At 58.5% G+C, this 11752-nt stretch carries 11 protein-coding genes; 9 read left to right on the plus strand and 2 right to left on the minus strand.

Annotated features, from left to right (window positions below; genetic code table 11):
* Positions 1–24 precede the first annotated feature (24 nt).
* Positions 25–387 carry an ATP-dependent Clp protease adapter ClpS gene (gene clpS, locus ACMXYJ_RS23070; protein WP_046032480.1) on the minus strand — a complete coding sequence of 121 codons (363 nt, stop codon included), beginning with the start codon at positions 385–387 and terminating at the stop codon, positions 25–27.
* Between the two features lie 225 nt (positions 388–612).
* Here clpS and ACMXYJ_RS23075 point away from each other — a divergent pair, with 225 nt between their 5' ends.
* Positions 613–891, plus strand: a complete 279-nt coding sequence (locus tag ACMXYJ_RS23075; RefSeq protein ID WP_415757070.1) for a cold shock domain-containing protein — start codon at positions 613–615, stop codon at positions 889–891.
* Between the two features lie 62 nt (positions 892–953).
* Here the strand turns inward: ACMXYJ_RS23075 and icd are convergent, their stop codons facing one another.
* Positions 954–2210 carry an NADP-dependent isocitrate dehydrogenase gene (gene icd, locus ACMXYJ_RS23080; RefSeq protein ID WP_415757071.1) on the minus strand — a complete coding sequence of 419 codons (1257 nt, stop codon included), beginning with the start codon at positions 2208–2210 and terminating at the stop codon, positions 954–956.
* Between the two features lie 496 nt (positions 2211–2706).
* Here icd and ACMXYJ_RS23085 point away from each other — a divergent pair, with 496 nt between their 5' ends.
* The 8 genes from ACMXYJ_RS23085 to ACMXYJ_RS23120 all read left to right on the plus strand — a co-directional run bounded on the left by ACMXYJ_RS23085 (position 2707) and on the right by ACMXYJ_RS23120 (position 11628).
* Positions 2707–4932 carry an NADP-dependent isocitrate dehydrogenase gene (locus tag ACMXYJ_RS23085; protein ID WP_415757072.1) on the plus strand — a complete coding sequence of 742 codons (2226 nt, stop codon included), beginning with the start codon at positions 2707–2709 and terminating at the stop codon, positions 4930–4932.
* Positions 4933–5143: 211 nt separating this feature from the next.
* Complete coding sequence (locus ACMXYJ_RS23090; RefSeq protein WP_415757073.1) at positions 5144–5590, plus strand: NUDIX hydrolase; 447 nt, start codon at positions 5144–5146, stop codon at positions 5588–5590.
* A gap of 59 nt (positions 5591–5649) precedes the next feature.
* The gene (gene mnmA / locus ACMXYJ_RS23095) at positions 5650–6795 is read left to right on the plus strand and encodes a tRNA 2-thiouridine(34) synthase MnmA (RefSeq protein WP_415757074.1); all 1146 of its coding nucleotides are present in this window, start codon (positions 5650–5652) and stop codon (positions 6793–6795) included.
* Complete coding sequence (hflD, locus tag ACMXYJ_RS23100) at positions 6792–7415, plus strand: high frequency lysogenization protein HflD (protein WP_347805483.1); 624 nt, start codon at positions 6792–6794, stop codon at positions 7413–7415. Before mnmA ends, hflD begins: the two co-directional genes overlap by 4 nt.
* A gap of 126 nt (positions 7416–7541) precedes the next feature.
* Positions 7542–8912 (plus strand): adenylosuccinate lyase, encoded by a 1371-nt coding sequence (gene purB / locus ACMXYJ_RS23105; protein ID WP_415757075.1) that lies wholly within the window; start codon positions 7542–7544, stop codon positions 8910–8912.
* Between the two features lie 86 nt (positions 8913–8998).
* Positions 8999–10168 carry a JmjC domain-containing protein gene (locus ACMXYJ_RS23110; protein WP_415757076.1) on the plus strand — a complete coding sequence of 390 codons (1170 nt, stop codon included), beginning with the start codon at positions 8999–9001 and terminating at the stop codon, positions 10166–10168.
* Positions 10161–10586 carry a GNAT family N-acetyltransferase gene (locus ACMXYJ_RS23115; RefSeq protein WP_415757077.1) on the plus strand — a complete coding sequence of 142 codons (426 nt, stop codon included), beginning with the start codon at positions 10161–10163 and terminating at the stop codon, positions 10584–10586. The genes ACMXYJ_RS23110 and ACMXYJ_RS23115 overlap by 8 nt, the downstream gene beginning before the upstream one ends.
* Positions 10587–10866: 280 nt before the next feature.
* Positions 10867–11628, plus strand: coding sequence for a secretin N-terminal domain-containing protein (locus ACMXYJ_RS23120; RefSeq protein WP_415757078.1), 762 nt, complete (start codon positions 10867–10869; stop codon positions 11626–11628).
* The last annotated feature ends 124 nt before the right edge of the window (positions 11629–11752 follow it).

Raw genomic sequence — 11752 nt, forward strand, 5'->3', positions numbered from 1 at the left:
ACCTCATACCCAAGTGGTCGGCGATTAACCGTCCTTCTCGATTTCACAGAGTAGCGGATGCTGGCTTTCCCTGGCGTACTGGTTGACCTGCATGGCCTTAGTCTCGGCGATGTCGCGGGTAAACACTCCACATACTGCCCGTCCTTCTGTGTGGACGGCCAGCATGACCTTGGTCGCCAGCTCGCGATTCAGGTTAAAAAACACCTCGAGCACTTCGACGACGAAATCCATCGGTGTGTAGTCATCATTAAACAAAACCACCTTGTACATCGGCGGCGCCTGTAAAGCAGGCTTTGCCTCCTGAACAGCAATGCCTGCGGAATCGTCGTCGTGTGAATCAGGGCGATCCTGATTGAATGTTAGTCGAATCTGGCTGATTGCATGCATGGAAAGAAAGGTTCGTCAGTTGTGCAAATACAGTGGTGGGGGCGGCTATGGTCGATTTCAACTCCGACTGCCCGGTCACCTTGACTATCGGGAAAACGGTGTTACAACCAATAGAGCCCACAGTGGGTAAAAAAGGTCCGCGGAGTCAATCTTATTTCCAGGAAATGACTGCGGATGAACTGGATGATACTCCAGTGATGGAGTCTGTTGCAGAGGGATATGGGTATGTCAGTCGGTAAGGTGAAATGGTTCAACAATGCCAAGGGGTTCGGTTTCATTAACACCGATGCCAGAGAAGGCCGTGACGAAGACGGTCATCTTATTGATTTCTTTGCACACTATTCGGCCATTGAAATGGACGGATACAAAACTCTCAAGGCCGGGCAACTCGTAAGCTTCGAGATCGTCCAGGGACCCAAAGGGCTGCACGCAGTCAAGATTGGGGCTGCTACGACCGAGAACGAACAGGCCGCTACCACCCAACAGGAAACAGCGTCGAGTTGACGCAACCCGTCATCCAGTCATAAAAAAACCGCCCGAAGGCGGTTTTTTTAATGCCTATTCGCTTACATATGCGAAATCAGCGCATCACCGAACGCAGACGAAGACAGCAGCTTCGCGCCTTCCATCAGACGGTGGAAGTCATAGGTCACGGTCTTGGCGGAAATCGCGCCGTTGGTGCCCTTGATGATCAGATCAGCCGCTTCGGTCCAGCCCATGTGACGCAGCATCATCTCTGCGGACAGGATCAGGGAACCCGGGTTGACCTGGTCCTTGCCGGCGTACTTCGGAGCAGTACCGTGGGTCGCTTCGAACATCGCAATGGTGTCAGACAGGTTGGCACCCGGTGCGATACCGATACCGCCCACTTCCGCCGCCAGGGCGTCGGAGAGGTAGTCGCCGTTCAGGTTCAGGGTCGCGATCACATCGTACTCGGCCGGGCGCAGCAGGATCTGCTGGAGCATGGCGTCGGCGATGGCGTCTTTGACGATGACGTTCTTGCCGGTTCTCGGGTTTTTGAACTGCATCCACGGACCGCCATCGAGCAGGGTCGCGCCGAATTCTTCAGCCGCCACTTCGTAGGCCCATTCCTTGAAGGCACCTTCGGTGAACTTCATGATGTTGCCTTTGTGCACGATGGTCAGCGAGTCGCGGTCGTTGTCGACCACATACTGCAGCGCTTTGCGCGCCAGACGCTTGGTGCCTTGCAGCGAAACCGGCTTGATGCCGATACCGCAGTTTTCGTCGAAACGGATCTTGGTGACGCCCATTTCATCTTTAAGGAACTTGATGACCTTGGTCGCTTCCGGCGAACCGGCTTTCCACTCGATACCGGCGTAGATGTCTTCCGAGTTCTCACGGAAGATCGTCATGTCGACGTCGCCTGGCTTCTTGACCGGGCTAGGTACGCCTTCGAACCAACGCACAGGGCGCAGGCAGACATAAAGGTCGAGTTGCTGACGCAGGGCCACGTTCAGGGAACGGATGCCGCCGCCGACCGGGGTGGTCAGAGGGCCCTTGATGGAGACCACGTAATCTTTAACTGCGTCCAGGGTTTCCTGGGGTAGCCAGGTGTCCTGATCGTAAACCTGAGTCGCTTTCTCCCCGGCGTAGACTTCCATCCAGGAAATTTTGCGCTCGCCGCCGTAAGCCTTCTTAACAGCAGCATCGACAACCTTGATCATGACCGGGCTGATATCAACGCCAATACCATCACCTTCGATGAAGGGGATGATCGGGTTGTTAGGAACATTGAGAGAATGGTCCGCGTTGACGGTGATTTTGTCGCCGACTGCTGGAACCTGAATCTTCTTGTATCCCATGCTGAACTCCATTGTTTGGATTGAACATCTGGCTTCGTTCGAGCGTACCCCAGTTAAATCGGCACGCAAACCCTATGTTCCAACCATCTGCCGCAAAGCTGCACTGTTCGCGACGTACAAGCCTGAAAGCAAAGGGAAAAGCGCCAAACTCAAGCACGGTGCAAGACTCTACGCCCCCCTCGCCCCTGCGACCTTTAGACCAATGGACGACAATCGTTACCTATGAACCATCGGCAGATTGCCAGCTACCTATGTATAATGCCGCCCGCTGACCACAGAGTCACGACGGCCGACCTCTCTATTACGAGGCTTTGGGCCTGAAAAAGCCGGGTTGTTACCGCAGCCCACCCGCTTGACGCTCGACTGATGCACCCAACATCACCGCGAAGAAATCTCGACATTCGGCTCATGGATGACTTTGAACGAACGCGCTTACCCGGCGCCCCTCGAGTTTTTCTGCGCACGCTTTAGCAAAGAAGAGAGAGTTAATCCGAATATGCCCACCCGCTCGAAGATCATCTATACCTTCACCGACGAAGCTCCCGCCCTCGCCACCTATTCACTGTTGCCTATCGTAGAGGCCTTCACCGCCTCCGCTGATATCGCCGTGGAAACCCGCGATATCTCTCTTGCAGGGCGCATCCTGGCCAGCTTCCCCGAGCAACTGGGAGACAAAGCCGTAGCCGACCACCTCGCCGAACTGGGCGACCTGGCCGTTACGCCTGAAGCCAACATCATCAAGTTGCCGAACATCAGCGCCTCGGTTCCGCAACTGCAAGCCGCGATCAAGGAACTGCAAGCCCAGGGCTTCGCACTGCCTGACTACCCGGAAACCGTGACCAGCGACGCCGACAAGCTCGCCAAGTCGCGTTACGACAAGATCAAGGGCAGCGCCGTGAACCCGGTTCTGCGCGAAGGCAACTCCGATCGTCGTGCACCGTTGTCGGTCAAGAACTACGCACGCAAGCACCCGCACAAAATGGGCGCCTGGGCTGCGGACTCCAAGTCCCACGTAGCGCACATGAGCACCGGCGATTTCTACGGCAGCGAAAAAGCTGCCCTGATCGACGCCGCTGACGCCGTCAAAATCGAACTGATCGCTCAAGACGGCACCACCACCGTCCTGAAAGAAAAAACCACCGTGCAAGCCGGTGAGATCCTCGATTGCGCGGTACTGAGCAAAAACGCCCTGCGTAGCTTCATTGCGGCCGAGATCGAAGACGCCAAGCAAAAAGGCGTGCTGCTGTCGGTTCACTTGAAAGCCACCATGATGAAGGTCTCCGACCCGATCATGTTCGGCCAGATCGTTGCCGAGTTCTACAAAGACGCACTGGCCAAGCACGCGGACGTGCTGGCACAGATCGGCTTCAACCTGAACAACGGCATCGGCGACCTCTACGCTCGCATCAAGGCTTTGCCGGCTGAGCAGCAAGCGCAGATCGAAGCGGACATCCAGGCGGTCTACGCTGATCGTCCGTCGTTGGCCATGGTCAACTCCGACAAAGGCATCACCAACCTGCACGTGCCGAGCGACGTCATCGTCGACGCCTCGATGCCAGCGATGATCCGTGACTCCGGCAAGATGTGGGGCACTGACGGTCAGTTGCACGACACCAAGGCTGTGATCCCGGATCGCTGCTACGCCACCATCTACCAGGCGGTAATCGAAGACTGCAAGCTGCACGGCGCTTTCGATCCAACCACCATGGGCAGCGTGCCAAACGTTGGCCTGATGGCGAAAAAAGCTGAAGAGTACGGTTCCCACGACAAGACTTTCCAGATCAAGGCCAATGGCGTAGTTCGGGTTTCCGATGGCGCTGGCCGCACCCTGCTGGAACAGTCGGTTGAAGCCGGCGACATCTTCCGCATGTGCCAGACCAAAGACGCGCCAATCCAGGATTGGGTCAAACTGGCCGTCAACCGTGCCCGTGCAAGCGCAACCCCGGCTATTTTCTGGCTGGACCCGATGCGCGCCCACGACGGTGTAGTGATCGAGAAAGTTCAGGCCTACCTGAAGGATCACGACACCGCAGGGTTGGACATCCGCATCATGTCGCCAGTCGACGCGATGGCCTTCACCCTGGGCCGTACCCGCGAAGGCAAGGACACCATCTCGGTGACCGGCAACGTACTGCGCGACTACCTGACTGACCTGTTCCCGATCATGGAACTGGGCACCAGCGCCAAGATGCTGTCGATCGTTCCGCTGATGAATGGCGGCGGCCTGTTCGAAACCGGCGCTGGCGGTTCGGCACCGAAGCACGTTCAACAGCTGCTGGAAGAGAACTTCCTGCGCTGGGACTCCCTGGGTGAGTTCCTCGCCCTGGCCGCCTCCCTTGAGCACCTGGGTGTTACCTACAACAACCCTAAGGCGCTGGTTCTGGCCAAGACCCTGGATCAGGCCACTGGCCAGTTCCTGGACAACAACAAGTCGCCATCGCGCAAAGTCGGCAACATCGACAACCGCGGCAGCCACTTCTACCTGGCGCTGTACTGGGCTCAAGCCCTGGCTGCCCAGACCGAAGACACTGCACTGCAAGCGCAGTACGGCGAACTGGCCAAGACCCTGACCGAGAACGAAGCAACCATCGTTGCCGAGCTCAACGCCGTTCAGGGCAAGCCAGTGGACATCGGCGGTTACTACCACGCCAATGCCGAACTGATCAGCAAGGCCATGCGCCCAAGCAACACCTTCAACGCCGCGATCGCTGCGCTGGTTTAAGGTTGTAAGGGAACATCACAAACCCCGGCCTCGTGCCGGGGTTTGTGTTTCTGACACACATTTCACTGTGAACACCGAACAAGTGTGGGAGCGGGCTTGCTCGCGAATGCGGGTTATCATTCAACATCTTTATTGACTGACCCACCGCTTTCGCGAGCAAGCCCGCTCCCACAGGGTCCGTGGTTCACTATTCAAAATTCAAGGAAGCCCTATGGACTGGAAACCCCACATCACCGTCGCCACCATCGTCGAAGACAACGGCCGTTTCCTGATGGTCGAAGAATCCAAGGGCGGACGAACGGTGCTCAACCAGCCCGCCGGCCACCTCGACCCGAACGAAACCCTGATCGAAGCCGCCGTGCGTGAAACCCTCGAAGAGACCGGCTGGGACGTCGAGCCGACCGGCGTGGTGGGCATTTACCTCTACACTGCCCCGAGTAACGGCGTGACGTATCAGCGGGTCTGCTTCACCGCAAAACCGATCCAACATCACCCCGACTATCAGCTGGACGACGGCATCGTCGGCGCAAAATGGCTCACGCGTGACGAACTGCTGGCACAGCGCGCAAACTGGCGCAGTGAGCTGATCATCCGCTGTATTGATGATTATCTGGACGGCAAACGCTTCGACCTCGAACTGATCCGCCCTTCTCTTTAGCCTTGCGGGCTTCGGCCTGTTAGAATCGCGTCCTTTTTCAAGACACTCATTGAATCCCTATGCGTGATCCAGCCCCTTCTGACACACAAAAGAAGCGCGTCATTGTCGGCATGTCCGGCGGCGTGGACTCTTCCGTTTCCGCTCTCCTGCTGATCGAGCAGGGTTATGAGGTGGAAGGCCTGTTCATGAAGAACTGGGAAGAAGACGATGGAACGGAATACTGCACCGCCATGGATGACCTGGCGGACGCCCAGGCCGTATGCGACAAGATTGGCATCAAGCTGCACACCGCCAACTTCGCCGCCGAGTACTGGGACAACGTGTTCGAGCACTTCCTGGCCGAATACAAGGCCGGCCGCACGCCGAACCCGGACATCCTGTGTAACCGCGAGATCAAGTTCAAGGCGTTCCTCGACTACGCCATGATGCTCGGCGCTGACCTGATCGCCACCGGGCACTACGTGCGTCGCCGCGACATCGATGGTCGCACCGAGTTGCTCAAGGGCCTGGACCCGAACAAGGACCAGAGCTACTTCCTGCACGCCGTCGGCGGCGAACAGATCGCCAAGACCCTGTTCCCGGTCGGCGAGCTGGAAAAACCCGAAGTCCGCGCGATTGCCGAGAAACACGAACTCGCCACCGCGAAGAAAAAGGATTCCACCGGGATCTGCTTTATCGGCGAGCGCCGCTTCAGCGACTTCCTCAAGCAGTACCTGCCGGCCCAACCGGGCGAGATCAAGACCACCGAAGGTGAAGTCATCGGCCGTCACCACGGCTTGATGTATCACACCATCGGTCAGCGTCAGGGCCTGGGCATCGGCGGCTTGAAAGACGCCAGTGACGAGCCGTGGTACGTACTGATCAAAGACCTGGAGCACAACGAGCTGATCGTCGGCCAAGGCAATGATCACCCGTACCTGTTCTCCCGCGCCCTGCTCGCTTCAGACATCTATTGGGTCAACCCGATCGACCTGAGCGAACCACGCCGTTTGACCGCCAAAGTCCGCTATCGCCAAAGCGACCAGCCATGCACGCTGGAAAAAACCGCCACCGGCTACCTAGCAACCTTCGATGACCCGCAACGCGCGGTCACCCCAGGCCAGTCCGTGGTGTTCTACGACGGTGAAATCTGCCTCGGCGGCGGCGTGATCGAAGTCGCGAAGCCATGGACCAGCAAAGGCACTCCTCAAGGCGAGCAGCAATGAGCCCGACTCAGGAGCAACTGACGGCACTGGGCGGCGTGTTCCTCGCCGCCGTGTTGGTCGACAAGATCGCCAAGACCGGCCAGACCACCGAAGCCGGCCTGACGTGCATGCTCGGCAGCCTGCTGATTCGCGACCCAAAGGACACCCTGGAAGTCTATGGCGGCGACGACATCAATCTGCGTGAAGGTTACCGCGCATTGATTGGCGCCCTTGAGCGCGACCCAAGTACCCTTCAGCGCGAACCGCTGCGCTATGCGCTGGCGATGCTCGGTCTGGAGCGTCAATTGGCCAAGCGCAACGACATGCTGGACGAGATCGGCAAACGCTTGCCGCAGATTCAGTCCCAGGTCGAGCACTTCGGTCCGGCGCACGAAAACGTGATTGCCGCCTGCGGTGCGCTGTACCAGGACACCCTGAGCACCCTGCGCCAGCGAATTCAGGTCCACGGCGACATGCGCAACCTGCAGCAACCGAGCAACGCTTCGAAGATCCGCGCCCTGTTGCTGGCCGGAATTCGTTCGGCACGCCTATGGCGACAGTTGGGCGGACATCGCTGGCAGCTGGTGATCAGCCGTCGCAAATTGCTGAAAGAGCTTTACCCGCTGATGCGCAGCAGCTGAACCGCGCCCGCAAGACCTTTTGTAACTTGTAACGCGTAAGACGCTGGTCAGTTGGCAACGGACCGGCGGATTTTTTCATGTATGATACGCGCCCCATTTCGTTGCCCGACTGTCCGAGAACACCCCATGCAGCTTTCTTCGCTCACTGCGGTTTCCCCTGTTGACGGCCGCTACGCCGGCAAAACCCAGGCCCTGCGCCCAATTTTCAGCGAGTACGGCCTGATCCGTGCTCGCGTCCTGGTTGAAGTGCGCTGGCTCCAGCGCCTGGCCGCTCACCCAGGCATCAGCGAAGTGCCGGCGTTCTCCGCCGAAGCCAACGCTGTACTGAACACCCTGGCGGAAAACTTCGCTCTGGAGCACGCCGAGCGTGTCAAAGAGATCGAGCGCACCACCAATCACGACGTCAAAGCCATCGAATACCTGCTCAAAGAGCAAGCGGCCAAGCTGCCGGAACTGGCTGCTGTCAGCGAATTCATCCACTTTGCCTGCACCAGCGAGGACATCAACAACCTGTCCCACGCGCTGATGCTGCGCGAAGGCCGTGATGACGTGATGCTGCCGCTGATGCGTCAGACCTGCGACGCCATCCGCGAACTGGCCATCCGTTTCGCTGACGTGCCAATGCTGTCGCGCACCCACGGCCAACCGGCCTCGCCGACCACCCTGGGCAAAGAGCTGGCGAACGTGGTTTACCGTCTGGAGCGTCAAATCGCCCAGATCGCTGCCGTTCCGCTGCTGGGCAAGATCAACGGCGCTGTCGGCAACTACAACGCACACATCTCTGCCTACCCGGAAATCGATTGGGAAGAAAACGCCCGCGCCTTCATCGAAGACGAACTGGGCCTGGGCTTCAACCCGTACACCACGCAGATCGAACCGCACGACTACATCGCCGAGCTGTTCGACGCGATCGCCCGCTTCAACACCATCCTGATCGACTTCGACCGCGACATCTGGGGCTATATCTCCCTGGGTTATTTCAAACAGCGCACCATCGCTGGCGAAATCGGTTCGTCGACCATGCCGCACAAGGTCAACCCGATCGACTTCGAGAACTCCGAAGGCAACCTGGGCATCGCCAACGCACTGTTCCAGCACCTGGCGAGCAAGCTGCCGATTTCCCGCTGGCAGCGCGACCTGACCGACTCCACCGTCCTGCGCAACCTCGGTGTCGGCTTCGCCCACAGCGTGATCGCGTACGAAGCCAGCCTCAAAGGCATCAGCAAACTGGAGCTCAACGCTCAGAAAATCGCTGCTGACCTGGACGCGTGCTGGGAAGTATTGGCTGAGCCAATCCAGACCGTGATGCGTCGCTACAACATCGAAAACCCGTACGAAAAACTGAAAGAGTTGACCCGTGGCAAGGGCATCAGCCCTGAAGCACTGCAAACTTTCATCGACGGTCTGGACATGCCAGCCGCCGCCAAGGCCGAGCTGAAACTGCTCACCCCGGCGAACTACATCGGCAACGCTGTAGAGCAAGCCAAACGCATCTGATCGACCGCTTTACCCTTTTGAGACGCCCGGCAGCGCCGGGCGTTTTTATTCCCGTCTGAAAAGTGCATTTTTTCAATAGGTTACACATGAATCCTGATATTCCTCTTCAACTTCTGGGTGGCATCACGGCACGCGAATTCCTGCGTGACTACTGGCAGAAAAAACCGCTGCTGATCCGCCAGGCGATCCCTGATTTCGAAAGCCCGATCGACCCAGACGAACTGGCCGGCCTGGCGCTGGAAGAAGAAGTTGAATCGCGCCTGGTGATCGAACACGGCGAGCGCCCTTGGGAAATGCGTCGCGGCCCGTTTGCCGAAGACGAATTCAGCAAGTTGCCGGAAACCGAGTGGACCCTGCTGGTGCAAGCAGTCGACCAGTTCGTGCCGGAAGTCAGCGAACTGCTGGAGAACTTCCGCTTCCTGCCGAGCTGGCGCGTCGACGACGTGATGATCAGCTTCGCTGCTCCGGGTGGCAGCGTCGGCCCGCACTTCGATAACTACGATGTGTTCCTGCTGCAAGGTCACGGCAAGCGCAACTGGAAGATCGGCCAGATGTGCGATTCCGAGAGCAAGTTGCTGCCTCACGCGGACCTGCGCATCCTCGCCGACTTCGAAGCCACCGAAGAGTGGGTTCTGGAACCGGGCGACATGCTCTACCTGCCGCCGCGCCTGGCCCATTGCGGTGTCGCGATTGACGACTGCATGACCTACTCGGTCGGCTTCCGCGCCCCGAGCGCCTCTGAAGTGCTGACTCACTTCACCGACTTCCTCAGCCAGTTCCTGACCGATGAAGAGCGCTACACCGATGCTGACGCCCTGCCGGCGGTCGATCCACACCAGATTCAGCACGACGCCCTTGATCGCCTGAAAGCTTTGCTGGCTGAGCACATGAGCGACGAGCGCCTGCTGCTGACCTGGTTCGGGCAGTACATGACCGAGCCGCGCTACCCGGAACTGATAGTCGGCCCGGAAGAAATCGAAGAAGAAGACTTTCTCGCGAGCCTGGAACAAGGCGCCGTGCTGATCCGCAACCCAAGCGCGCGCATGGCCTGGTCCGAAGTCGATGACGACCTGCTGCTGTTCGCCAGCGGCCAGAGCCGTTACCTGCCGGGCAAACTGCGCGAACTGCTGAAGCTGATCTGCGCCGCCGACGCCCTGCACACCGACAACCTCGGTGACTGGCTGAGCGACGAAGACGGCCGCGGCTTGCTGTGCGAGCTGGTCAAACAGGGAAGCCTGGGGTTTGCTGATGAATAAAATCCACGTTCGTGTCGCAGACTGGCAAAAGGACAACGCCGAGATCCGGCGCATTCGTGAGACGGTGTTCATCGCCGAGCAATCCGTTCCACCTGAACTGGAATGGGATGCTGATGACGCAACGGCGGTGCATTTTCTGGCCTTCGAAGGCGACTTTCCGATTGGCACCTCCCGCCTGCTGCCCGACGGCCACGTCGGTCGGGTGTCGGTGCTGAAAGACTGGCGCGGATTGAAAGTCGGCGATGCGCTGATGCAAGCGGTGATCGGTGAAGCCGAGAAGCGCGGGCTGAAGCAGCAGATGTTGAGCGCACAGGTACAGGCCACAGCGTTCTATGAGCGCCTGGGCTTCAGCCTGGTCAGTGAGGAATTCCTGGAAGCCGGGATTCCGCATGTGGACATGGTGCGGCATTCGGCCTGACACCCTGTGGCGAGGGGATTTATCCCCGTTCGGCTGCGAAGCAGTCGTCAAACCATTACATGCGGTAATCCTGATGTACCGTGGTTGGAGTTTTTGGGGCCGCTTCGCGACCCAACGGGGCGGTGCGACGTTTCGCTGAATCCCCTCGCCACAGGAACCACCACAAAACGCCCCGCCATCTTCGGATGCCGGGGCGTTTTGCTGTCTACGATTCAACTTGCCCCACGCCGGGCCGACAAACTGGCAATATCAACACTTCAAGATGTCGGAGATAACGGATATGTCCCTACGCACCCTGCTCACCACGCTGCTGTTGACCTGCAGTTTTTCGGTCATGGCCGCCACCGAGATCGTGCCACTGAACTACCGCACCAGTGCCGACATGCTGCCGATGGCCCAGGATTTCATCGGCAAGGATGGCCAGGTCAGCGCCTACGGCAACCAACTGATCGTCAATGCCGATCAGCGCAAGATCGACGAACTTAAAGCCTTGATCACGCAACTCGATGTAGCCGCCAAGCGCCTGCTGATCACTGTCGACACCAACGAAAACAACTTCCAGGGCGATCAGGGTTACTCGGTGAATGGCGCCAAACCAAGCCAGACCCGCATCATCAATCGCAGCACCGACAGCCGTGACGGCGGGATTCAGCAGGTCCAGGCCAGCGAAGGGACGCCAGCACTGATCCAGGTCGGCCAGAGCGTCCCGCTCACCAGCACCCAGACCGATTCCTACGGCGACCTGCGCAGCCAGACCGAATACCGCAACGTCACCCAGGGTTTCTACGTCACCGCCAGCGTCACCGGCGACATCGTTCATCTGGCGATCAGTACCAACCGTGACCGAATGAGCCAGGAACGCCCTGATGTAGTGAATGTGCAAAGTACCGACACAACTGTCACGGGACGACTGGGTGAATGGATCACCCTGGCCGGCGTAAACCGCCAGACTCAGGCCGACAAACAGGGTCAGACCCGCAGCTACTCGACTCAGGGTCGTGATGACATGACCCTGCGGGTGAAAGTCGATACTTTGGACTAAACCACCGAAAACTGACTGATTAGTCGTATTAGACCAAAGATGTAGTGCCATAAAAAAAGCACTACAAAACGTTTGACGATACAAAAAAGCAAAGGCATGATGGCCTCGCTCCCGCTAATCAGGG

Source organism: Pseudomonas arabinosi (assembly GCF_047758675.1).
GTDB lineage: Bacteria > Pseudomonadota > Gammaproteobacteria > Pseudomonadales > Pseudomonadaceae > Aquipseudomonas > Aquipseudomonas arabinosi.